The organism is Leptotrichia sp. oral taxon 498 (assembly GCF_002240055.1).
In the GTDB taxonomy this organism is placed as follows: domain Bacteria; phylum Fusobacteriota; class Fusobacteriia; order Fusobacteriales; family Leptotrichiaceae; genus Leptotrichia; species Leptotrichia rugosa.
Genome location: NZ_CP016753.1, coordinates 191,365 through 215,583, shown reverse-complemented (window position 1 = coordinate 215,583; position 24,219 = coordinate 191,365). Strand labels below are relative to the sequence as shown.

Annotated in this window: 25 protein-coding genes and 1 pseudogene; 9 read left to right on the top strand and 17 right to left on the bottom strand. The window is 26.3% G+C overall.

Annotated elements, in window-relative coordinates; genetic code table 11:
* The first annotated feature begins 230 nt into the window (after positions 1-230).
* Positions 231-3,838 (top strand): annotated as a pseudogene (gene smc / locus BCB68_RS00935) (chromosome segregation protein SMC).
* A gap of 54 nt (positions 3,839-3,892) precedes the next feature.
* Here the strand turns inward: smc and BCB68_RS00930 are convergent.
* Positions 3,893-5,314 (bottom strand): phospholipase D-like domain-containing protein, encoded by a 1,422-nt coding sequence (locus tag BCB68_RS00930; RefSeq protein ID WP_094079126.1) that lies wholly within the window; start codon positions 5,312-5,314, stop codon positions 3,893-3,895.
* A gap of 306 nt (positions 5,315-5,620) precedes the next feature.
* Between BCB68_RS00930 and BCB68_RS00925 the strand changes: the two genes are divergently transcribed.
* From BCB68_RS00925 to BCB68_RS00915, 3 genes are read left to right on the top strand one after another with little or no spacing between them, the layout of a single operon-like run.
* On the top strand, positions 5,621-5,842 hold the full coding sequence (locus BCB68_RS00925) for a FeoA family protein (RefSeq protein ID WP_237048658.1): 222 nt from the start codon (positions 5,621-5,623) through the stop codon (positions 5,840-5,842).
* Positions 5,839-8,034: a ferrous iron transport protein B gene (feoB, locus tag BCB68_RS00920; protein ID WP_094079124.1), complete on the top strand. Its 2,196-nt coding sequence runs from the start codon at positions 5,839-5,841 to the stop codon at positions 8,032-8,034. The genes BCB68_RS00925 and feoB overlap by 4 nt, the downstream gene beginning before the upstream one ends.
* Before the next feature lie 15 nt (positions 8,035-8,049).
* The gene (locus tag BCB68_RS00915; RefSeq protein WP_237048657.1) at positions 8,050-8,232 is read left to right on the top strand and encodes a FeoB-associated Cys-rich membrane protein; all 183 of its coding nucleotides are present in this window, start codon (positions 8,050-8,052) and stop codon (positions 8,230-8,232) included.
* A 300-nt stretch (positions 8,233-8,532) separates the two neighbouring features.
* On the opposite strand, the gene BCB68_RS00910 is transcribed toward BCB68_RS00915, so the two are convergent.
* The 4 genes from BCB68_RS00910 to BCB68_RS10600 form a co-directional block, all read right to left on the bottom strand.
* Complete coding sequence (locus BCB68_RS00910; protein ID WP_094079123.1) at positions 8,533-9,597, bottom strand: tyrosine-type recombinase/integrase; 1,065 nt, start codon at positions 9,595-9,597, stop codon at positions 8,533-8,535.
* 86 nt (positions 9,598-9,683) lie between these two features.
* On the bottom strand, positions 9,684-9,902 hold the full coding sequence (locus BCB68_RS00905; protein WP_021742996.1) for a helix-turn-helix domain-containing protein: 219 nt from the start codon (positions 9,900-9,902) through the stop codon (positions 9,684-9,686).
* A 220-nt stretch (positions 9,903-10,122) separates the two neighbouring features.
* Complete coding sequence (locus BCB68_RS00900) at positions 10,123-10,884, bottom strand: protein rep (protein ID WP_094079122.1); 762 nt, start codon at positions 10,882-10,884, stop codon at positions 10,123-10,125.
* Complete coding sequence (locus BCB68_RS10600; RefSeq protein ID WP_172617471.1) at positions 10,884-11,036, bottom strand: hypothetical protein; 153 nt, start codon at positions 11,034-11,036, stop codon at positions 10,884-10,886. The genes BCB68_RS00900 and BCB68_RS10600 overlap by 1 nt, the downstream gene beginning before the upstream one ends.
* Before the next feature lie 316 nt (positions 11,037-11,352).
* Between BCB68_RS10600 and BCB68_RS00895 the strand changes: the two genes are divergently transcribed.
* Entirely contained in the window at positions 11,353-12,036 is a 684-nt protein-coding gene (locus BCB68_RS00895; protein WP_094079121.1) for a helix-turn-helix domain-containing protein, read from the top strand.
* A gap of 178 nt (positions 12,037-12,214) precedes the next feature.
* Here BCB68_RS00895 and BCB68_RS00890 read toward each other — a convergent pair whose 3' ends face one another.
* The 7 genes from BCB68_RS00890 to BCB68_RS00860 all read right to left on the bottom strand — a co-directional run bounded on the left by BCB68_RS00890 (position 12,215) and on the right by BCB68_RS00860 (position 16,793).
* Positions 12,215-13,021, bottom strand: a complete 807-nt coding sequence (locus tag BCB68_RS00890; RefSeq protein WP_094079120.1) for a hypothetical protein — start codon at positions 13,019-13,021, stop codon at positions 12,215-12,217.
* A gap of 26 nt (positions 13,022-13,047) precedes the next feature.
* Positions 13,048-13,932 carry a hypothetical protein gene (locus BCB68_RS00885; protein ID WP_094079119.1) on the bottom strand — a complete coding sequence of 295 codons (885 nt, stop codon included), beginning with the start codon at positions 13,930-13,932 and terminating at the stop codon, positions 13,048-13,050.
* 39 nt (positions 13,933-13,971) lie between these two features.
* Positions 13,972-14,505: a hypothetical protein gene (locus tag BCB68_RS00880; protein ID WP_094079118.1), complete on the bottom strand. Its 534-nt coding sequence runs from the start codon at positions 14,503-14,505 to the stop codon at positions 13,972-13,974.
* Positions 14,506-14,539: 34 nt separating this feature from the next.
* Positions 14,540-14,899, bottom strand: coding sequence for a hypothetical protein (locus BCB68_RS00875; protein WP_094079117.1), 360 nt, complete (start codon positions 14,897-14,899; stop codon positions 14,540-14,542).
* Between the two features lie 96 nt (positions 14,900-14,995).
* The gene (locus tag BCB68_RS00870; RefSeq protein ID WP_094079116.1) at positions 14,996-15,199 is read right to left on the bottom strand and encodes an XRE family transcriptional regulator; all 204 of its coding nucleotides are present in this window, start codon (positions 15,197-15,199) and stop codon (positions 14,996-14,998) included.
* 164 nt (positions 15,200-15,363) lie between these two features.
* Positions 15,364-16,197, bottom strand: coding sequence for a nucleotidyl transferase AbiEii/AbiGii toxin family protein (locus BCB68_RS00865; RefSeq protein ID WP_094079115.1), 834 nt, complete (start codon positions 16,195-16,197; stop codon positions 15,364-15,366).
* A complete protein-coding gene (locus tag BCB68_RS00860) occupies positions 16,194-16,793 on the bottom strand; it encodes a type IV toxin-antitoxin system AbiEi family antitoxin domain-containing protein (protein WP_094079114.1) in 600 nt (199 codons plus the stop codon). The genes BCB68_RS00865 and BCB68_RS00860 overlap by 4 nt, the downstream gene beginning before the upstream one ends.
* Positions 16,794-17,000: 207 nt before the next feature.
* Here BCB68_RS00860 and BCB68_RS00855 point away from each other — a divergent pair, with 207 nt between their 5' ends.
* Positions 17,001-17,327 carry a helix-turn-helix domain-containing protein gene (locus tag BCB68_RS00855; RefSeq protein ID WP_094079113.1) on the top strand — a complete coding sequence of 109 codons (327 nt, stop codon included), beginning with the start codon at positions 17,001-17,003 and terminating at the stop codon, positions 17,325-17,327.
* Positions 17,328-17,613: 286 nt separating this feature from the next.
* Here the strand turns inward: BCB68_RS00855 and BCB68_RS00850 are convergent, their stop codons facing one another.
* From BCB68_RS00850 to BCB68_RS10670, 5 genes are all read right to left on the bottom strand, one after another.
* On the bottom strand, positions 17,614-17,898 hold the full coding sequence (locus tag BCB68_RS00850; protein ID WP_094079112.1) for a type II toxin-antitoxin system YafQ family toxin: 285 nt from the start codon (positions 17,896-17,898) through the stop codon (positions 17,614-17,616).
* A complete protein-coding gene (locus tag BCB68_RS00845; RefSeq protein WP_094079111.1) occupies positions 17,885-18,163 on the bottom strand; it encodes a type II toxin-antitoxin system RelB/DinJ family antitoxin in 279 nt (92 codons plus the stop codon). Before BCB68_RS00845 ends, BCB68_RS00850 begins: the two co-directional genes overlap by 14 nt.
* Positions 18,164-18,224: 61 nt before the next feature.
* The gene (locus BCB68_RS00840; RefSeq protein WP_021743948.1) at positions 18,225-18,800 is read right to left on the bottom strand and encodes a hypothetical protein; all 576 of its coding nucleotides are present in this window, start codon (positions 18,798-18,800) and stop codon (positions 18,225-18,227) included.
* Positions 18,778-18,963, bottom strand: a complete 186-nt coding sequence (locus BCB68_RS00835; RefSeq protein WP_021743949.1) for a hypothetical protein — start codon at positions 18,961-18,963, stop codon at positions 18,778-18,780. The genes BCB68_RS00840 and BCB68_RS00835 overlap by 23 nt, the downstream gene beginning before the upstream one ends.
* Positions 18,964-20,250: 1,287 nt before the next feature.
* Positions 20,251-20,403 carry a hypothetical protein gene (locus tag BCB68_RS10670; RefSeq protein ID WP_216639352.1) on the bottom strand — a complete coding sequence of 51 codons (153 nt, stop codon included), beginning with the start codon at positions 20,401-20,403 and terminating at the stop codon, positions 20,251-20,253.
* A 314-nt stretch (positions 20,404-20,717) separates the two neighbouring features.
* Between BCB68_RS10670 and hrcA the strand changes: the two genes are divergently transcribed.
* From hrcA to dnaK, 3 genes are read left to right on the top strand one after another with little or no spacing between them, the layout of a single operon-like run.
* Complete coding sequence (gene hrcA / locus BCB68_RS00825; protein WP_094079110.1) at positions 20,718-21,722, top strand: heat-inducible transcriptional repressor HrcA; 1,005 nt, start codon at positions 20,718-20,720, stop codon at positions 21,720-21,722.
* 18 nt (positions 21,723-21,740) lie between these two features.
* Entirely contained in the window at positions 21,741-22,307 is a 567-nt protein-coding gene (gene grpE, locus BCB68_RS00820; protein ID WP_094079109.1) for a nucleotide exchange factor GrpE, read from the top strand.
* 27 nt (positions 22,308-22,334) lie between these two features.
* Positions 22,335-24,161: a molecular chaperone DnaK gene (gene dnaK / locus BCB68_RS00815; protein WP_094079108.1), complete on the top strand. Its 1,827-nt coding sequence runs from the start codon at positions 22,335-22,337 to the stop codon at positions 24,159-24,161.
* The last annotated feature ends 58 nt before the right edge of the window (positions 24,162-24,219 follow it).

The following is a 24,219-nucleotide window of genomic DNA, read 5'->3' as shown; positions in this document are numbered from 1 at the left end:
GTTATTTTTTTTAATTTTATTTATTTAATTTTATTTTTTTTTCTTTCTTTATTTATTTATTTTAATATTCTAACTTTATGTTCTAAAATTATATCACAATAATTATTATTTAGCGACATTAACTTTTTAGTTTGAAGTATTTTTTTACTTGTGATAAAATAAAAAAAATAATATAAAATAAAAACTAGGTTATAGATATTAAAAAAATAAAATTTTTGAAAGGAAAAGCGATGTATTTAAAGGCATTGGAGATAAACGGCTTTAAGTCGTTTGCAAATAAAACAATAATTGAATTTGACAGCGGAATAACTTCAATTGTGGGACCGAATGGGAGTGGAAAAAGTAATATTCTGGATGCAATTCTGTGGGTTTTGGGAGAGCAGAGTTATAAAAATATTAGGGCGAAAGAGAGTTCAGATGTGATTTTTTCTGGAGGAAAAAATAAAAAGGCAAAAAATCAAGCAGAAGTCAGTCTTTATATTAACAACGACGATAAATATTTGGACATTGATTTTACAGATGTGAAAATCACTCGGAAAATTTTTAAAAGTGGGGAAAATCAATATTTTTTGAATAACGAAAGAATTCGGCTAAAAGATATTCACAACTTGTTTTTGGATACAGGAATTGGGAAACAGGCTTATTCTGTGATTGGTCAAGGACGAGTTGAGCGGATAATTGGGTCTTCGCCAAAAGAGCTTAGAGAAATAATTGAGGAAGCAGCTGGAGTTAAAAAGGCTAAGAATGAGAAGGAAGAAGCTACGAAAAAACTTGAAAATGTCAAAAATGAAATTGAGAAAATAGACTATGTGGAAAAAAGTTTGTCAAAAAGAGTGGAAGAACTTAAAATTGAACAAAAAAAGGCAAGGCTTTACAAAAAAATTTCTGATAAAATGGACACTCAAAAATTTATGATTCTGGAATATGGAATTAATGAAAAAAAATTTTTGCGTGATGAGTTTGAAGAAAAAAATAGTGAAATTTTGGAAAAATTGGAAAAACTTGAAAAAAATTTGTCTGAGAAGCGAGAAGAATCGGAAAAAATTGGCAAAAAAAATGATGAAGCTAAAAAAAATCTTGTTTTACAAAAAAAACAGAGAAATAGTAATTTTGGCGAAATTGAAAAACTTAAAGATGAGTATTCTAAGATTTTGAATAAAAGTTCTAATTTGGAAATTGAGGCTTTGGAAAAAGAGAAAAGAAAAAAAGATTTGGAAATTGAAATTTCTTCTAAAGAAAAAATTTTGAATGATTCAAAAAATGAATTAGAAATTTTGGAAAGACAATTTTTTGAAAAAGAAAAAGAAAAAAAAGAAATTTATAAAAAAGTTTTGGAAATAAAAAATAGAAGTGAAAAAATCGAAAAAGAGTTGAAAGAGAGAACTCGAAAAAATTCTAATTTAGAGATTGACAAAATAAAAATTGCTGGAGAAAATGAAGATTTGGAAAAAAGGATTTTTTTGTCTAAAAACGAGAAAAAAAGAAATTTTTCACAAATGGAAAAATTAAAAGAGAATTTTGAAAAATTTATTCAAGAAAAAGAAAAATTTGAATTTCAAAAGGAAAAAAAAGAAAAGGAAAAAGTGCAAAGTGAAAAGGAAATTTCTCGCTTAACAAGTGAAATTGACAATTTGCGAGAAAAACATTCGGAAAATGTGAAAAATAAAAATAAAATGAATTTTGAGCTTCAAAATTTGAAAATTAAAAAGAATGCGATTTCTAGTGCGATTGAAAACAATGAAACTTTTAACAAAAGCATTAAATACATATTAGACAAAAAAATAAATGGAGTTGTGGGAGCTTTTGTAAATTTGATTGAAATTCCCTTTGGCTTTGAAGCGGCAATTCAAACTTTGTCAGGCGGAATGTTTCAAGATATTGTCACACAAAATACTGAAGTTGCACGAAATTGCATTGAACTTTTGAAAAAAGAAAAAATGGGAAGAGCTTCATTTTTGCCGATGAACGATATAAAAGTTTTTAAAAGTTTGAATTTTCTTCCCAAAATTGAGAAAAATTTTTCAAAAAAATTGTTTGGCGAATTTAGTGAAAGTGAGAAAAAAAGCATTGTTTCAAATACGAAAGGTCAAAATGGAATAATTGATTTTGCAAGAAATATTGTGAAATTTGATAAAAACTTGGAAAAAGTTGTTCAGTTTGTTTATGGAAATTCTGTTGTTGTACAAAATTTGGAAATTGGAATTGAACTTTTAAAAAAAGGTTTTAGTGACAGAATTGTGACGCTTAACGGCGATATTATCACTTCTCGTGGAAGAATGACTGGAGGATTTTCGCAGAGAAGAGATGAGCTTCTTTTTCAAAAAAAAGAATTGAAAAAATTAGAAGAAAAAATTTTGGAAAAAGAAAAAAAGTTTTTTGAGTTTAATGAAAAAGTTGAAAAAATTTTTGAAAAAGCTGAAAAAATTGACAGAAGGAAAAAGGAGTTGCAAAATAATTTTAGAGAATTTCAAAATGAATATAGTGAGTTCGTAAAAAGTTACGATAATTTTAACGGAAATTTTTCACGGGAAAAAAGGTCGATTGACACTTTGGAATATGAAATTTCTCAAATTGACGATTTTATTTCGGAAAAAGAAAAAAAACTTTTGCAAAATCTTGAGTTAATAAAAAAATTGACGAATACATTAAAGAAAATAATTTAAAATTGGAAAAACTTAAAAATGAGAGTTCTAAAATTGAAAATACTGAAAAATTTTTGCAAAAATTAAATATTGTTGATAAAGATTATGAAATTTTGAAAGTGAAAAAAGAGGGCAATAAAAAAAGATATGATGAAATTTACAGCGACTACAAAAAAAATTTGAGGGAAATTGAAAATATTGTACAATTTGAAAATGAAAAAGAAATTTTACAGAAAAAATTAAATTCTGAAATTTTTTCTAAAGAAAATGAAATTTCTAAATATGAAAATGAAAATAAAAATATTTTGTCCGAAATTAAAAAAAATGAAGAAGAAATTCAAAAATTTGAAAAGTTTGAGCGAGAAATTTTGGGAGAACTAAAAAATTTAGAAATTGAAATTGTTAAGTTTCAAAGTGAAAATGAAAAATTATCTGAAAAAATTAAAAAAAATGAAAAAGATTTGAATTTTGAAACTGAAAAAATTGGTGAAATTGAAGAAAGCAAAGTTATGCAAGATGAAGAATATTTTGAGATAAGCAATGAAAAAGAATTTTTGGAAATAAAAAAAGAGCTTTCTAAAAATGAAAAAAGGCGGGCGGAAATTGGGGAAGTTGACTTGTCGTCAATTGAAAAATTTGAGCGTGAAAATAAAGAATATGAAAATCTTGTGAATCAAAAAAAAGATTTGGTGGAAAGCCGAAAAACACTTTTGGAATTTATTGAAGAAATTGAAAATGAGGTGCGAGTAAAATTTTTAACCGCTTACGAAGAAATTAATAAAAATTTTGAATATATGTGCGAAAATATTTTGAATGGAGCAAAGGGAAACATAAAGCTGATAAACCCTGAAGATATTTTGACAACGGGACTTGAGCTTAGCGTAAAATACAAGAATAAACCTGAGCAATCGCTTTTACTTTTGTCAGGTGGAGAAAAATCAATGTTGGCAGTTTCGTTTATTATGGCAATTTTTATGTTCAGACCGAGTCCTTTTACTTTTTTTGACGAAATTGAAGCGGCTCTTGATGAAAAAAATACGAAAAAAATTGTGGAATTGCTTCACAATTTTACTGATAAATCGCAGTTTATCTTAATCACGCACAATAAAGAAACTATGAAAGGTTCGCACAGACTTTATGGAATTACGATGAATAAAGAAATTGGGGAAACTAAAGTTGTTTCAGTTGATGTATAATATAATGTAATATTTAATATAAAAAAATGGGGAATTTTTATTCCCCATAATTTTTTAAAAAATTCCAATTCCATTCATTTCAATAAATCTAAAAAGCAAATCATTAAAAACTCCTTCATTTTTATTCTCATCATACGGCAAAGTAAAATCACCATCTCTATTTGTCCAAAGTCTGTCGTAGTAATCTGAAATTTGTTTTGAAACTTTTTGATCGTAACTCGAAATTATTTTTAGTTCATTTTCTAAATTATAATTTCTCATATTTCTTCTTGTAAAGTTAGTCGAGCCGCCATAAGTTATCATATAATCCTTTTTAAAGATAGACATCATTTTCACGTGATACATCTCTTCGCCTTTGTTGTAAAATCTAACTGTGATGTCGTAATTGTGCTTTCGTGCAAATTTCATAAGTTCTCCAGCGGATGCTTTGTTTGGAAGTCCGGCTGTGGAATTGTTTAAGATTATTTCAAATTTTACACCTCTTTTAGCGGCTTTTCTTATGTCATTAATAATTTTTCTGTCCGCCAAAAAGAACTGCGCTATCACAACTTTGTCACCAAATCTCGCTTTTTTTAATTCTTTTGAAATGTCAATTCCAGTCGCTCCTTCAGTAAAATATTGCAATTTAATTTTATCGTTTTGAGAAGCTGGGATATCAAGTTTTTTATTTGGCAATCTTTGTTTTAAACTTCCATCTTTTTTGGTAATTCTTGCAACTGGCTTTTCAGCGTCGTAAATTTTTTGAATGATTGGCGAAGAAAATTTAAAAGCCACATTTGAATGTCTTGACCCTTCGGCATGTGGATTTGCAGAAGTTAGCATAGCCGTGCTTTCGTTCATAATCAATTTTCTGTGGTCAGCTTTGGCATTTAACGCTCTTAAAATACTTCTAATCGTAACTGGATCAGTTCCTTCATAAGCTGGATTTTTAGTTTTTCCAACATTTTTAGGATTTCCAAACGGTCTTATAAAAAGTCGCCAAGGTGCTGAATACAAGTGCAGCGGGTCACGCAATTTTGCTAAATCGACATAACCTATTTTTACTCCAGCTTCTTCCAATTTTTTGTGTGTTGGATTGTCAAATGCGCCGTAAAAGGTATTACTCTCATCAAGTATCAAATAAATTTCAACATTTGGCTCTCTTTTCTTTTTTTCTAGAATTTTTTGTGCAAATTCTTCAGCGATTGGAAGCGGATGCAATTTTTCTTCCACACCTTTTCCAACCCAATCGTTAAAAACAAAAATATCCATAAGAAAGAAGTCATGAGCGTTGTCCAAAATATCATAAGCCTGATCCCAAATTTGTCTTTCGTAATGTGTTGCGCCATCTTTTTTGTAAGTCAAATCGTAGTAAAAGTCAACATTGTCGGCATTGTAAACGGTAGTTTTGGTCTGGAGTCCCATTTTTTCATAACTTTTGCACGAAAATATTGACAGAAAAATAAGTAAAATTAAAAAAAATTTTTTTTTCTGCATAAAAAAATTCTCCTTCTTTATAATCGTTGTTTAATAATACAATTATTTTCTATAAAAATCAATATTTTTTAATAAAATAAAAATTTTAATGATAAAAAAATTTGAGTAAAAAATATTTTATCCTCAAAAAATTTAGGCTATTATATTTTTATAATTAAATATATATTTTATTTAAAAATACTTGCAAAAATTTCAAAAAAAGTATAAAATAGTTTTGATAAGCAAAATATAATATTAAACAAGTAATTTATATTTTGAAGATAAAATTATTTTAGAGAAATTAATTTGTATTTTAGAGGAGTGATTATGATGACTTTATTGCAAGGAAAAGTGGGGGACAAGTTTTTTTTAAAAGACATTATTGAAAAAAAACTTGACACGAGATTACTTAGTTTAGGAGTTTGTAGGGGTGATATCTGCAAAATTGAAAATATTGCAAATGGGAATATTTTGATTAAAACAGTAGAAACCAAAATTGTTCTCAGTGAAAATTTGGCAGAAAAGGTAGAGATTGAGGTGGTAGAATGATAAATATAGCATTTGTCGGAAACCCAAATGTCGGAAAAACAGCGTTAATAAACCAAATTTCACATGCAAGTCTAAAAATGGGAAACTGGCCAGGGGTAACAATTGAAAAAAAAGAAGTATTTTTTTCAGTTGGAGATGAAGATGTAAAATTAATTGATTTGCCAGGAATTTACAATTTATCAATGAGTACAGCAGAAGAGAGAGTTTCAAGAGATTTTTTGCTGGATGAAAAAGTTGATGTGATAATTAATGTACTAGATTCCACATCGCTTGAAAAAAATATTTATTTGACAGCTTTATTAAAGGAACTTGATATTCCAGTTGTGATGGCACTTAACTTTGAAGATGAATTTAAAAGAATTGGCTATCAATTAGATATAGAAAAATTTGAAAAGCAATTGGGAGTGCCAGTTATTTTCACAAGTGGAAGATCTGGAGCTGGAGTAGACAAACTTATGGAAAAAGCTGTAGAACTTTACAAAAAAAATTCTTCAGATAAAAAAATACAGCATAGATTGCCATTTGAAAAGGAAATCGAAGATAATATTAAAAGTTTGAAGGATAAATTGGAAAATGATAAATCTTATGAAAAAGTTTTGGAAAAATATCCAGTAGAATGGTTAGCAATTAAAATCTTGGAAGATGACACTAATGTAGCGGCAAGAGTGAAAACTGAATTTGGAGTAAGTGTCTCTAATATTGGAGAAACTGAAAAGAAAAATATTGAGAATCGTTACGGACTTGAACCTCAAGATGCTTTGGCAAGAGAAAGATACGGAATAGTGCGTGGAATTATCTCAATGAACCTAAAAAGAGGGACTGGAGATAAATTTGCATTAACTGATAAAATTGACAAAGTTCTTTTGAATAAGTTTTTCGGTGGAATAGCATTTCTCGCTATAATTTATGCTGTCTTCGTAATTGTATTTGATGGAAGTTCACCGTTCATTGACTGGATTGATGGTTTCTTCAGTGACTTCGTCATAAAATATGTAGGTCACGCCATCGAAGGAGTGCCAGATTGGTTAAGCAGCTTTATACTTGATGGAATTTTGGCTGGTGTAGGTTCAGTATTGACATTCGTTCCACTTATGTTCTTTATTTACTTCTTTATGGCAATTCTTGAAGAAAGCGGATATATGGCTCGTGTTGCATTTATTTTAAATAAAATGATGACAAAAGTTGGACTTTCAGGAAAAGCATTCATCCCAATGCTAATCGGATTTGGATGTACAGTTCCAGCAATTTATTCAACAAGAACATTGGAAGATGAAAAAACAAGAAGATTAACAGGAGTTATCGCAACATTCATGTCATGTGGAGCAAGACTGCCAGTTTATTCATTGCTTGCAGCGGCGTTTTTTAGCAAGAATGCAGCTTTAGTAGTAGTTTCAATCTATGTTTTTGGTGTATTTATGGCCCTTTTAGTAGCTTTTATATTAAAAAGATTTAAATACTTTAAAGGAAATAATACAGAGTTACTTATAGAATTGCCGCCATATAGACTTCCAGGTGCAAAAGCTGTCTGGAGTAATATGAGATCAAGAACTTTCTCTTACATAAAAAAAGCAACTACAATAGTTTTAGGAATTTTATTAATTATTTGGTTTTTCCAATATTTCCCAAATAAAGGAGATGCCGAAAGTTCATACATAGGTCAAGCAGCGAAAGTTGTTCAGCCTGTATTCAAGCCAACTGGTTTTGGTGACAGATGGGAACCTGTGGCTTCTATTGTGCCAAGTATTATTGCAAAAGAAACAGTAGTTGGATTTTTAGGACAAATTTTATTATCTCAAGGAGATGATGAGAAAAAAGAATATAATTTTGTATCAGATTTAAAAGATCAAGTAGTCGGATTGGGAGGAGCGGCAGTAGAATCAGTAAAATCATTAGGACATATTGCAACCTTTAAAATTGCGACATTGGAAATGAAAAGTCAGGAGGAGCTTGACCAAGATGCAGGTGGAAATATCATTCCCGCAATTAGAAGCTTGTGGAATGATAAATATGGTCAATTAAGAGCATACTCATTTATGCTGTATGTCCTTTTGGTAGTGCCATGTGCCGTAGCAATGGGAGCTTTAAAACAAGAATTTGGATGGAAATTATTAGCATTTCAAGTGTCAATGTTGTTAGTGTTGCCATATGTGGTATCAACATTATTTTTCAACATTGCAAGATTATTAGTTTAGAAAAGAGGAAATATTATGATGATAAAAACAATAATAGTTGGAATAATAGCACTTTTTGTAGCTTTTGCAGTATTTAGAAAAATTTATAAAGATTATAAAAAAAATAAAAATTTATGTGGAACAGATTGCTGCAGATGTTCAGGAACTTCAACTTGTGGGCGACCCAAAAAAAGTCATATTCAAACTAAAAACAAATAAACAAAAAAAGGGTTTCTAATGATGTTAGTGTATAATTATCAGTGACCAATAGAAAAAGTGAAAACTTTTTTCTTCATAACTCCTTTTTAAATATGCTATCACAAGGGTAGCATATTTTTTTTGCCATTTCTTACAAAACAAGATAATACAGTATCAAAAAGGTATTCAGTTATCTTTTTCATTTTTTTAGTTTTTTTATTTATTTGTAATTTTTCATAAAAAGGTACTCATTTACCTTATCCGTTGGACTAGCGTTGGACTAAAACTAATATCAAGAAAAAAGCCTATAATTAAGGCTTTCTATGAAGTTTTTCTAAAATTTAAACTATTCATTGATAACTTTAGTTTTTGTTTATCTGTCTGAATATAATATTGTTTTGTTGTCGCAATATTTTCGTGTCCCATTATATCTGTTATCACAATATTATTTATTTTTTGATTACTCATAAGTGTTGCTAGTGTTTTTCTACAATCGTGAGTTTTATGTTTATTAATTTTTAAAGTTTCCAATGTTTTATAAAATTTCTCACGAAAATAATTTTTTCTTAAAGGCTTATTTTCGTTCTTTTTTTTACTGAATATCCATTTATCATTGTATATCAAATAATCTGTTGGACTGTTCTCGTAAAGTTCTTTTATAATTTCAACTATATCTTTATGAATAGGTATACTTCTATTTTTTCCTTTTCTAGTTTTATTTCCACCGTGTATAAATTCCTCCTGTAAATCTACATTTTCCTTTTTCAATTCCACAGTTTCTTCGATTCTCATACCTGTATAAATCATAATTAAAATATATTTTACCCATATTATGTCCTTGTTTTTCCATAATTTTTCTATTTCATCATAATTAAAAGGATTTTTTTCTTTGATTTCAGTTTCTTTCGGTAAATTTATAAATTCTGCTCTATTTTTTTCCAATATGTCTATTTCTCTGGCATAGTCCCAAAAAATTTTTAAAAATCCTTTTGTCATACTTTTAGTTGAAATACTACAATTCAAATTAGTTATTAGATTTTGCAATATTGGAGTGCTAATATCTTTAAAAACCAGATTATGTAACTCTTTACATCGTTTAAAACTATTAATATAACTGTTCAAAGTATTTTTAGCAACAATATCTTTTTTACTGTTTTTAAATAACTCAAACAAATCTTTAAATTTAATTCTATGATTTTCTAAATTGTAAGGATTATTAAAATATTTGTTTAATACTTCTGTTGCTTCCTTTTTAGTGCTGAAATATCCCAAAGAATGTCTTTTTTTAGTTACAGGATTAGTAACTCTAACTCTAAAAGGATTCGTTCTATTTATTTTAACTTTTGTTATACTCCCTGTACCATTTGCATTTTTATATTTTTTCATATTTTCTCCATTCTGAAAATCCAACTAAAAAGCATTATCTGCTTTATAATTTTAATATTATTTTTCTTTTATTGCAATATATTTATTTAAAAAAATATCTGTACCAATTCATCATTACTCAATTCTAACAATTCTTTTAATTCATATATTTCTGATTGTGTAAAAAAATTTTTTCCATTCATTTTTTTATTAAGTCCACTTTCTGATATATTCATTTTTTTTGATATTTCTTTATAGTTCAATTTCTTTTTTCTAATTCTACTTTTCAATGTATAGTATATTAGTCTCTTATCTTCTAAATTCATATTTACCACTCTACTTTCTCTATTTTTATTAGTATATTTTTAGATAAAATAAGTTAAAATAAGTTGCAAGTTTTTATATATTACATTTTTTGATTTTTAACTTGTATTTTAGATATATTTTCTGTTTATAGTTTTCAATAATTTAAAAATTTATTTCATAAAATTATTTTTTTGATTCGTTATTATCAATCAAAGGGGATAAGTCTGACAGGAAATATTCTTATTCTTTAAATTTACTCCAATAATATATTCTTTTCCTTTTTATAATATTTAAATAAATAGAAAGAATTGTCTTATTTTCATCATTATCAAAAAAATTTTTCAATCTTTTCTTTTTAGAATGAGTTAAATAAGATACAGTTTTCTGTACTTTTTCTTCTGTACCTAATTTTTCTAAACGAACATTGGTTTTGAATCCACTCATAGTATTCCATTTAGCCTGTATCATTTCTTTTAATTCTTTCATTTTAAAATGTTTGTATATCCCTTTTATTGTAAATAGCAGGATATGTAAATGAGGAAGAAAAGAATTTCTTTCAGGATTATAAGCTATTTCCGTTACTCTTAAATATCCTTTTACAATATTTTTTAAAAAAGAACACTTGACTAATTTATTAAAGTTTTTTCTTAATACATTTAATTCATTTTGTAATCTACTTTTATCATTAATTTCAACATTTTTTCCATTTATTGTCAGTATAAATATCAAATATCTATTTTTAAAATTTTCTATTTTCTTCATTATTTCAAAATATTTGGCACTTCTGTCTATTTCATCACATATAGGACAGCTTCTTCGTTTACATCTTAAATTTTTAGTAAATTTCATTGAATTTTCGTGGCATTCAATATAATTATTAAAACAGGTATTAATACTGCTGTATTCAGACTTTGATATTATTTCGTATTCAGAATACCATTCAAGAGCCTTTAAATAATAATTTTCCTTCTCTTCTATCACTTTTTCTGTATCTGTTTTCATCAATTCTTTTCTCCTTTCTTCTCTTCTTTTAATCTAAATTTCCACAAAGGGCATTTATTATAAGGACAGTTTAAAACTTTTTCCTTATCATCATCCCAGCACTCAAGACAATGCTTTTCAATTGCCTCTTTTTCTAAACTTTTATTTTTCATAAAATTCACTCCTTTTAAAATTTCTACCTTTTCTTTTGGAATAAACTACATTTTTTTATTGTTATTTTTTTATAATTTTTTTCTATTTTGTTTAATACTAATTAATAATAGAAGAATAATTTTTATATTCAAAAAGATGTGTTTTAAAATAAATTATACTTTTGTATCATAATATAGTTGTACCACTATTTTTAAAATTTGTCAATATCTTTTTGGCATATTTTTTTAAAAATACATCTTTTTGATTAAAAAAATTATTGAAATTTTGTAAAATTTATTATATAATTATGGTACTAACAAAGATTGGAGAGAAATTATGGAAGAAAATAATAAAGAATTGAATAACAAAATTTTGGGAGAAATAATAAGAAATTATAGAAAAAGAAAAGGACTGAGTTTGGAAAATCTTGCCAAGCAAATGGATATAACAAAATTAAGTATACAAAAATATGAAGTTGGGAAAAGAACAATACCATTTAATACTTTGCTTGATTTTTTTAGAATACTTGAGATACCTTTAAATGAATTGGAAAAATTTTTTAAAAAAGAAGAAAAGTCAGAGATAAGAGAAATTTTAAGTGCTTTATTTAAAGAAAATAAGAGAATAACAGCTATAATATGTTTTATTGATTATTTAGAAAATTTAGGATTTTCATTTAATGTAATAAATTCAATAGATGAAAAAGAAGGGGAAGTTTATGGAGATATAGAAGACGCTATAAGAAATCCTAAAGTGGTAGCTGTTCGAAGTCCAAATAAAAAACATACATTTTATATTGGAATCAAAGATTTTCTCTCATTTATAAGCCTTCGTTCAACAAATAATATAAATGATTTTATAAATTATCTTGAAGTATATCATTTAGATGGAAGCAAAACAGGATATGATGATGAAAAAATAGAAAGAATGGAAAAAATATTTGAAAAAGTACCTTTGAAAAAGCCAAGTAATTATAAAAAAATTATTGAAGAATTGAACGAGAAAACTAAAAATAAATAAATTGACAACAAAATACAGGGCCTTTCATTTTTTAAGGCCCTGTCTGATTAAGATATGCACTTGTAACTCCGTATAAGCCCCGTAGAGAGCATTTAAACTCATTTTTGATATTTTCCTCGAATAACAAAAATAAGCTCTTAAATCGGCTATTACAATAAAAAATTTTCTCTTTTGTTTTCTATTCTGAATATTCATCATCGCTTTCATCTGAATTTGTTGAATTATTATTTTGAGTTTGGTCAATTTGATTTGTTGTTCCATCAATTTCATTTATTGTTTCGTCAATTGTTCTTTCAATTTCAATTTCTTTTTCATTATTTGGATTTTTTTCTTTTCTTTTAAGAGTGGAACTAGCATTATTTTTTATACCATAACCGTGATTATTAAGGTATTTAATTATAGAACGATCGTAAAATTGTTTTGCTTTATACTGTGAATTTGCATTATTCCAATGAGTTCCAGTATAATGACAACCTGCTCCATTTTCCAAATCATTATCATTTCCATAAATTGTATCAAATACTTGTCTAATTTGTGCTATTTTTTGTAAATGTTCTCTATAAGCGTCATCTACTTGAGTATAGGTTACTTCTTCAAAAAGTTTAGTTGTACCTGGCATTATTCCATTATCTACCTTAACAATTTCATTTACTGTTCTACAGTATTCTTCTCTTAAACTGTCGTATGAAACTTGATTATTAAGTAGACTTTCAGCATAACCGAGATTTCTTGGAGTAAATACTGAGTTTTCTCCATTAGATTTTTTGTATTTATATCCTGATTTTATTTCATACTCAATATCATTTTCTGTATTATTGTTATTGTGTTTATTAGTTTTCTTTTTTATTTTTTTAACTTTTGAAACTTTTGGATTTTGCTTGCTATACTTAATTATAAAATTAGTCCACTCAAAAATATTAAATATAGCAATCAATCCCATTATAATTCCAAATATTAAATTACGAATATTTGTTTTATTATTCATATTTTTTATTCCTTTTCTCCATATTTTTATTCCAAAGTATTATTTTCATTTGAATTGTTAGTATCAGATTCCTGTTTTGAAATAGTTTCAATTTGTTCTTGTTTTTTGATTATGTATACTTTAGAAAACAAACTAAATAAAATACCTATAATTATTATGATTTTTTGAATTTTACTAAAATTTGTGTAAGATTTTATTTTAGGGAAAATAACTCTTAGATTCACGATTATTGTGATAATTAATAGCAATAGTCCTATAAAATTAACTGATTCATCAGATAAAATTCTAGTCCAAAAACATATTTCGGTTAAAAGTAAAAAAACATAATTTAAACTTGGAACTTTATTTATTTTTTTGTTATATAGATAGATACTTGACATTGCTAAAATTCCTAGTAATAAAATTAAAATTCTAAAAAGAAAGTTATCAATCTTAGATAATAACATTGAAGTAAAGAAAATAGTAAAAAAACCTAATATTGAAAATAACAAGTTTTTTTTATTTTTTGAAAATGTTTTAGCAAATTCAAAACATTTATAGATACTTATGATAAAAGAAACCATAAATATTGTGCTTAATGAATAAAATCCCATTGTTAGAATTAATAGTATGTAATTTAGTTTAAAAAATTTATCTATTTCTCCATTCACTTTAAATTTTAAATAGATGATTATTAATATGTTTTCAAGTAAAAAATACACTAAAGAATATGATAGAAAATACATTGGATAATCCATTAAATAGAAAATACTAGCTCTTTCATATTCACCGATATAATAATGAACAAGATGAATAGATTCCGAATTTGCCAACATCATCGTATGTACAATAAAACATAGTAGTGTTGCTATTTTCAATAAAGTCATTTTCTCATCTTTTTTAGCCAATTTGATAAAAAAATCATTTTTCATAATTTCTCCTTAAATTTATAATTAATTTTTTGCTCAATTTTATTTCAAATGAGGAATCCTCTTTTTTAAAGTTTTCCCTAAATACTCACAATAGAAAAAACTTTTTTCGATAATTTTTTCAGAATTTTCAATTGTAAAATTTCTATCTTCAAATATTATTTTTTGAATATTTTCGTTATCGTCCAAATAAGAGATTCTCAATTCACTCCATAAAAATGTATGTTTTACAAGAGTGTTTGAAATGACATCTTCATATTTTTCCTCTTTTATATTAAAATCAATCATTTTAATTTTATCAAAATCTAAAAATTCTTTTTTATCAGAATTTCCAATTTCTAATCTGTTATTTAAAATTTTAGCATAAACTTTTTCTTCTTTTTGAAATTCTAATCCCTCGATATATTTTAATTCATAATAGTTACTTTTATTAACTTCTCTCATCTTTTTCATAATAAAATTATTTAAGTCATTAAGATTATTTTCTTTTTCTATTTCAATTTTTTTAATTATAAAAAACCAAACGATAAAAAATACAATAGTGAATAAAAAGTAAAAATCTAAATTCAGATCCATAAAAAGTTCCTTTCTTTAAAGTTATCCTTATTAATTACATTTTTTTTAAACATTTTATAGTTTGACTTACAGTTTTTAAAAATAATGCTAATACAAACACATCAATTACCCATAAAATAATTGCAAGTAGCCAATTATTATCATAACCATTTAAACTTGCAAATATTGCAAAACCAAGAGCAGTTATAATATTTAATAATATAACATCAGCAAAAACTAATCCTATATATTTTAGCCCTACATTCTCATCGCTTAAGTCCTTATTTTTATCATAATACTGTTCTAATATCTCTTTTCTTTTAACATCTGATTGAGTGCTATTTTCTTCTCCATTATTTTTATTATTCTCATCATTATCGTTATAGTATTGCTCCCAAATTTTTCTTTTATCCATTTTTTCACTCCTATTCTAATTTAATTTTCTATTTGATATAAAAATATGTTTCGATTAAATTATCATCTCCTTTTTTAAAATTTACCAAATAGCAAATTAATTATCAAAAAAAATATCCAAAAACTCAACATCACTCAACTCATATTCTTTCCTAATAAATTTCATTTCTTCAATAGTAAAATTACTAGTTCCATTGATTTTTCTTGAAAATGCTGAAGGAGTTATCTTTAGCTTGTGTGCCAATGTTTTATTGTTGTCTTCGTTTAAACTCATTTTTGATTTTAAAAGATTTTTTTTCATTTTAAATCTCCTATCTTTTGCTAATTGGTAAAATAATTATACCATAAATTAAAAGTTTGTCAAGACAACTTCAATTAAATTGATAAAATATCAATAATTATGATTAAATTTATTGATTTTAAAGTAGAATTATTATGAAAAATTTAGAAAAATAATGGAGTATTCTATTCTTGTACAATATCTGCTATTTTATTTAGTAATTTCAAAATTTCAGAAAATTGTATATTATCAACATATTTATTTTCTTTTTTATAAATATTCCATTGTTTATTCAAATATTCATCATTTTTAATATCTTCTAAAATTTCCTTGCTTTCTAATATTTCTTCCGTTGAATTTCTATTTTTTGCCGTTTCCCAAATTGCTTGTTTCAAGTTATTTACATTTATTTTATCATTTTTCAATTTAAAAATCATATAAATATCATAAAAATCTCTCAATCTCGTTGTTGTAATATTTCGTTTTATTATAGTTTCATACTTTTCAGCAATCAATGTTTCCAATGAATAAACCAAAATATTCAGCTTTTCTTTAAATATTGTTTCGTATGAATATTCTATTTCTGATGGAATTATTACATCTCCTGTTGTAATATCAATCTTTAGTGGATTTTTTATTTTTTCAAAATTTGCCATCAAATGTAATCTATAATTTTCATATTCCGATATTTCTCTTATATTTTCTATTTTTCCCAATACAAATTCTATTCCATCATTTACTTCGATATTTAAAATTTCCAATATTATTTCTTTAATAATTTCCTCTTTTACTGGAAGTCCCTTTATTGTCGTATCAATATCCATCGTTGTTCTATTTTGTATACCAATAATTGATGAAATTAAAAATCCACCTTTTATTATAAAATTTACTCTATATCTTGATTTTTCTAATCGAGCTAAAAATCTTTCAAAAAAATACATTTGTAGTACTTCCTGTGCTTTCAAATTATTTTTTTCTGAAAAACTTTTTATTTTCCCTTTTAACTTTTCTGATGTCATATCAAAACCTCCAAATATTCTCTTACTTTTTTCTCAATTTTTAATTCTTTACTATATTTTATCAATTTTCTTACTTTTATATCCTTATTTTTAAAAAATAATTTTAATGCCTTTGAAAATACATCCACATCAATTTTTTCTTTATTTTTTATAATATCACATATCGTTCTCTCTTTATCATAAATATAAATTTTAGCACCCATTTTACTCAAAGTTTCAATTTTTCCACTTTCAAATATTTCTTTTTTCACATAATGAATCTTCAAATTTTCAAATTTTTTTGTAATATGCAAAACATTATAACCTTGTGGAACTGTTATTGAAATTGTATTTGGCACTCTATCTGCTAAATTATGAAAGTATAGAGCAGTTGTGTTTGAAAAAATCACATTATTATTTTTTTGTATTTTTACAAATTCATCTGTAATTGTATCATTTTTCTGATAAACTCCTTGCTTTACTCTTTCTAAAATTCCTTTTTTACATAAATTAGAAAGAATCTGTCTTTTTATACCGATTTTTTCTGCTTCTTTAACTGTTATTATAGTATTATTTTCAAAAAAATTATTTAATTTGTCATTTGTAATTTTTAACATAATTATCACTACCTTTACTATTACACTTTAATTTTAATATTTTAAAGAGTAATTGTCAAGATTTTATTCAAATTTTATATCTTTTATTTATTTGGTAATTAGTAAAATAATTGTACCATAAAAATAAAATTTATCATTATTATTTCAATTAAATTGATAAAATATCAATTTTATGGTAAAATTTATTGATTTTAAAGGAGAATTACTATGGAAAATGTAGGAAAAAGATTAAAAAGTTTGAGAGAAAAGTACAAATTTTCTTTGGAAGAAGTGGCTAGAAAAATAAAATCATCTGCTGGAGCTATTTCACGATATGAGAATAATGAGAGGAAAATAAATAGTGAGAGTTTAATTAAGTTATCTAATTTATATAGTGTTTCACCTGAATACATATTATACGGTATAAATAAAGATTCCAGTAATTTAGAATCATCTATTATATCGTTCTTTAATAATGAAAATATAGATTTTAAGGAAAAAGAAGAGTTATTCAATAAGATTCAAAATGCCTTTTTTAAAGAAAAATTTAAATAAAATTTATTACATTTAAAGCTATAAAATAAAATTAAGAAAATAGTGATGTGTTTTCTAAAAATAGATTTTAAATTTGGGCCTTCTTTTTTGAGTGAGGCCCTTTTGTTATTCGCTCGTATATCCGTGTAACAGCCTTATAGCGTTCGTTAAAAATTTTTTTGGATAAATACCTTGCCTTGAAATGAAAAAGTCTACCAGAACGATACTGTTTGATTTTTTAATTTATAAAAAATAATTTTAAAAAAAAATCACAGCTAAATTAAAAACTGTGATTCCAAATTTTTTATTAAAATAAACTGCTCGGAGTTTTTGTTTTCGTTGTTAGTAATATTAATTCCTCACCTTTTATTTTATATACTAACAACCAATCAGATGTTATACAGCACTCACGATACCCTAAATATTTATTTTTTAAAGCATAATCTTTATTTTTTACAGACAATTTTTCACGATTAATCAATATTTCAACTACTTTTTCAAGTAATTTTAGATTATACCCACGTTTTTTTATTAATTTTAAATCTTTAGAAAACCTATTTGTATATTTTAAATTATACTTATTCATCTTCATCTTTCAAAATATCCTCTATCATTTCTCTAGCACTATGATAAGACTTGCTCAAATTCTTACCTTGTTCTACATCTTTCATAGCTTGATAAACTTCTTCCTTATATTTTGGCTCTCCAACATAAAAAGGTATTCTCTGCTCTCTTACTGCCTGTTTCAAGAATATATTTATTGCTGCAGTTAAACTCATTCCCATATCTTTAAATAATTCTTGTGCTTCTTTCTTTGTTTTGGCATCTATTTTTATACTTGTACTAACCGTTGGCATAAAAAAATCACACCTTTGAATATTTTATAAAAAAACATTACCATATAATAATCAGTAGTATTTATTTTTCATCCAACTTCATTATCATAACAACAAATCCATCTTCAGAAATAAAATCATCTACTTTTTCAAATCCAAACGTTCTATAAAAATTTATAAGTTTTTCAGAATTTTCACATTCTAGCCAAACATAACGTGCCGTCATTATTTTTTTTACTTCCAGCAATAAATTGAATCCAAATGAGAGCAAGTCTTTTCCTTTTATTTGTTCTTCTTTTGCTAAATTATAGTTCTTTCCTAATTGTCCAATTAAGTAACTATTTACAGCTAAATGTCCATTTTCAAGTATTTGTCCACTTTGCATTAATTTTTTCTTTCGGCTATTACTTAATTTTTCAAATCGTTCTTTGGATAAAATTAAACTTTTATTTGACAACGATAAATAACCAACTAATTTTTTATTGTTAAATACTAAATGAGTTGTTGAAACAGATTTTTTCTCAAATTCAATTGCTCGGTTATGTAAAAATTTTTCTATATCATTGTTTTCTAAACTTTTAAAATTATTTAAAAATTTATTTTTTATATTTTCTTCTGTATCATATTTCAACAATTCACTCAACGTTATCTTTTCCATCATTTAACCCCAATAATTCCTTTATTTCCTTTTCATCAGTAATTGTTCTTATTTTTACATCTGTTAAATTAGGCTTTCTATCATTCTCTAAGGCTTTTATTAAACCATCAATTTCTTTATCTGTCTTAAATTCTGGTGTTCTAAAAAAACTTATTGTAGCCATAAAAATCACTCCTTTTATTAAAAAAATACCACTATAATAGTGGCTCTGTGGCTGGTATTCTTACATAACACTTAAACTTTCATTCAGTTACACAGATATACAGTCTAATCTCCTATCTGCAATATAATTGTATAATAAAAAAATATAGAAGTCAAGATTTTTAATTTCATAATTTTTACAACAATTTATACAAATTAAATTAATGGTTGCTAATTTTCTCAAAAAAAATTATTTGTATTTCAAAGCCACACTAATTAGAATCAAGAAAATAGTGCCATACTTATAGGGATAGCTTTGCAAAATACTGTGCCTTTATCTCACAGACTATGTCAAAAATACAATCTCGGATAACTCTGTATAAGCCCCGTAGAGAGCATTTAAACTTATTTTTGATATTTTCCCTTGAATAACAAAAATAAGCTCTTAAATCGGCTCTTACAAGAAAAAACTCACTATCTAAATTAGCATAGTGAGAAAAAATAATACAATAACTAAATTTAATATTGTTTCTAGTTGGATTTTCCATTTTTAAAATTTACAGATAATGTTGAATTTTTTTATAAAATTAGAGATTTTTATTCTAACAATTTCTTGTTGGACTAACATTGGACTATTTTTAAAATTCAGTCCTTGTTTTACTAGGTTTTCTTTAAAAAGGATGTTGATTCTTCATAACTCCTTTTTAGATATGTTGCCATATGGGTAACATATCTTTTTATTACTGATAATATGTGTGTATATTTATATAAAATTATGAATATTCTCAAAAATCGATTATTAAATCACAAAATTTTTGAAATATTTATTTTAATTCATAAAAAATATAGCTTTCTATGTATTTTTTTATTTAAGGTAACATTTTTAAATAAATTGTATCTTGTATAGGTTTGTTGTTTAAAACACCGCTATATAAATAATTGGATGTAATGTCGGCTAGTCTTATCATGGGTGTTTTTTCGGAATTGCAATATTTTACTTCTAAATATTTTAAGTTTTTAAAAATAGGTTTTATGTATACTTCATAGTTTGAATTAAAAGTTTCGCTTTTAAATTCTTGTATTAATCCTTCTTTAAAATTCATATTTTTTATTTGTTGTCGCTGAATATTCGTCGAAGAAAATATAAACATTTTCTACTTTTTCTTCTATTATTTTTTCTCGGCTATCAGTTTTTTTAAATAATTTTTATTTCCAATTTTGTAAGCATAATTTAGGTATCACTGCTTATTTTTTTTATTCTCAAAAATTTTTGGATGTATTTCTTTTTGGTTTATTATAACGCCAAATTTTATAACTTTTTTGTTGCATTAATAATTTTATATTTTTTGTTTTTCACATCTTTATTATTTTTATTCAAAAAAATTACTTCGCTATAAACATAATATTTATTATGTTTAACATCAAAAACTCCAGATTCATCCGAATAGACAAATATCTCCATAAAAAAATCCTTTCAAAAAATACCACTAAAAATGGTGGCTCTTTGTAGCTGATGTTCTTAAATAATGTTTAAACTTTCATTCAGTAACATCACAGATATACAGCGTAAGTTTCCTTGCTTACAACATAATTATATAATAAAAATATATGGAAGTCGATGTTTTTGCGCTAAATTTGTCTATTTAGATATATTTATAAAAAAGTTTTAAAAAAAATTAAAAAAAAGAGTTGACAAAAAGTAAAAAATATATTATTATATATTTGTGATTAGCACTAATAGTCTTAGAGTGCTAACAAAAAGGAAAGGGTGTTAAGATGAATGAGAGAGAGCAATTAATTTTAAAGGCGGTCATCAAGCATTATTTGGATTTTGGTGAAAGTGTTGGTTCAAGAACACTTGAAAAAAAGTATAATATTGGTGTGTCGTCAGCCACAATTAGAAATACGATGGCAGATTTAGAGGATAAAGGGTTAATTGTAAAAACTCACACATCTTCTGGAAGAATACCTACAAGCGAGGGATATAGGCTTTATGTCGAAGAACTTTTAAAGATAAGAGATATTTCTCAAGAGGAAAAAGCAAAAGTCTTTGAAACCTACAATAAAAAAATAAATCAAATAGACGCAATTTTTGAAGAAACTTCAAGGTTGCTGTCAAAAATTAGCCAATATGCAGGAGTGGTATTGGAGCCGTCAATTCGGCAGGAAAGTATAAGAAAAGTGCAATTTGTACACATAAATGATACAAATGTGTTAGCCGTAGTTGTGATGGATACATTTTTGACGAAAAGTCTTAATATTTATTTGGAAAATCCTGTAAGTGAAAAGGAAATTGATAAAATAAACAATTTTTTAAATGAAAAAATAAAAAATAGTAATTCAATTTTTACATTATCAGATTTAAAAGAATTTTTAACTGATTTAGATTTGTTTATTCCAGAAGAATTGGAAGAAGAGCAAAATTTAAATGAAGGGAAATTATTTTTTGAAGGGAGTTCAAATTTATTTGAGAGCAATGATATTGTAAAAGTTGTAAGTCGAGCAAAATTGTTTAATAGTCCAAATGATTTGAAAAATATTTTTTCACAATTTATTCAAATGGATAAATATAAAGATGGTGAAGTAAATGTTATTTTCGGAGAAGATTTGGGAATTGCTGGACTGGAAGATTTTTCTTTTGTGTTTTCAGTTTATACTTTTGGAGATGCGAAAGGAATGATGGGAGTAATCGGTCCAAAGCGGATGGAATACTCAAAGACGGTTGGACTTGTTGAATATGTTTCAGAAGAAGTGCAGTATTTATTAAAAAAAAATAAATAAAAAGAAAGTGAGAGGGGAATGGAAAAAGAAAAAGAAGAAAAAGTTAAAGAATCAAAAGAAACGCTAGATAAAGAAACTAAAGAAGCTAAAGTTGATGATTCTGAAAGAGAAGTTAAAGAAGAAACACCAGAAGAAGTAATAGCAAAACTTGAAAAGGACTTGGAAGAATGGAAAAGTTCTTATACAAGAAAATTAGCTGAATTTCAAAACTTCACAAAAAGAAAAGAAAATGAAGTTGCTGAAATGAAAAAATATGCTTCTGAAGGAATTATTATAAAATTATTAGATAATATTGATAATTTAGAAAGAGCTGAAAGTGCTTCTACAGAAACTAAAAATTTTGATGCGTTAGTTGAAGGAGTTAATATGATTTTGAGAAATTTAAGAAATCTTTTAACTGAAGAAGGTGTTGAAGAATTAGAAGCAGCAGAAGGCGTAAAATTTAATCCTTATGAACATCAAGCAATGATGACTGAAAATGTTGAAGATTTGGACAACGATGTTATCGTGAAAGTGTTTCAGAAAGGATATAAATTGAAAGGGAAAGTTATAAGACCAGCAATGGTTACAGTAAATAAGAAATAAATTAAAAATTAAAGGAGAATGATAGATATGAGTAAAATAATAGGAATAGATTTAGGGACAACAAACAGTTGCGTGGCAGTTATGGAAGGTGGAAACTTTGCGATAATACCAAATAGTGATGGAGGAAGAACTACACCTTCAGTAGTAAATATTAAAGATAATGGAGAAATTATTGTAGGAGAAATTGCTAAAAGACAAGCGATTACAAATCCTGATTCAACAGTAATTTCAATAAAAACACAAATGGGATCAGACTATAAAGTAAATATTCATGGAAAAGACTATACACCACAAGAAATTTCAGCAATGATTTTGAAAAAATTGAAAAAAGATGCAGAAAGTTATTTAGGAGAAACTGTAACAGAAGCAGTTATTACTGTACCAGCTTACTTTACTGATGCTCAAAGACAAGCGACTAAAGATGCTGGAGAAATTGCAGGACTGAAAGTCCAAAGAATTATTAATGAACCAACAGCAGCAGCATTATCTTATGGATTAGATAAGAAAAAAGAAGAAAAAGTGTTAGTATTTGACTTAGGTGGAGGTACATTTGATGTATCTGTGCTTGAAATTGGAGATGGAGTAGTAGAAGTTATTTCAACTTCTGGAAATAACCACTTAGGTGGAGATAACTTTGACCAAAAAATCATTGACTGGTTGGCTGATGAGTTTAAAAAAGAAACTGGAATTGATTTGAGAAATGATAAAATGGCAGTTCAAAGATTGAAAGATGCAGCAGAAGATGCTAAGAAAAAATTATCAACTACATTAGAAACACAAATTTCATTACCATTCATCACAATGGATGCAAGTGGACCAAAACATTTGGAAAAGAAATTAACTAGAGCAGCATTTGATGAACTTACCAAAGACTTGGTTGAAGCAACTAAAGGGCCTGTTAAACAAGCGTTGGAAGATGCAAACTTAGATCCAAGCGGAATTGATGAAATCTTATTAGTTGGTGGATCAACAAGAATCCCAGCAGTTCAAGAATGGGTTAAATCATTCTTTGGAAAAGAACCTAATAAATCAATTAATCCTGATGAAGTTGTAGCAGCAGGAGCAGCTATTCAAGGTGGAGTATTAATGGGAGACGTTAAAGACGTATTGTTATTAGATGTAACTCCATTGTCATTAGGAATTGAAACAATGGGTGGAGTATTTACTAAGATTATTGATAGAAATACTACTGTGCCAGTTAAAAAATCACAAGTATTCTCAACAGCGGCAGATAATCAACCAGCAGTATCAATCGTTGTATTGCAAGGGGAAAGAGCTAGAGCGGCTGACAACCATAAATTAGGAGAATTTAACTTAAACGATATTCCACCTGCACCAAGAGGAGTACCTCAAATCGAAGTAACATTTGATATTGATGCAAATGGTATCGTGCATGTATCAGCTAAAGATTTAGGAACTGGTAAAGAAAATACAGTAACAATTTCTGGTTCATCTAATTTGTCTAAAGAAGACATCGAAAAAATGAAAAAAGATGCTGAAGCAAATGAAGCTGAAGATGCTAAATTTAAAGAATTAGTAGAAGCTAGAAACCAAGCTGACCAATTAGTAATTGCAACTGAAAAAACTATAAAAGAAAACGAATCTAAATTGCAAGGAACTGAAAAGGAAGATATCGAAAAAGCAATCGAAGAATTGAAGAAAGTAAAAGATGGCGATGATATAGAAGCAATCAGAAAAGGAATCGAAGAATTGTCGAAAGTATCTCAAGGATTTGCAACTAGAATGTACCAAGAAGCAGCAGCGGCTCAACAAGGAGCACAAAGTGGAGAAACAGCTGGAGATAACAATAATTCTGGGGCTGATGATGTGGAAGATGCGGAAGTTGTTGATTAAAAAAAATAGGGGGGAAATCCCTCTATTATTTTAATAACTTATGCAAATCAAAGGATTA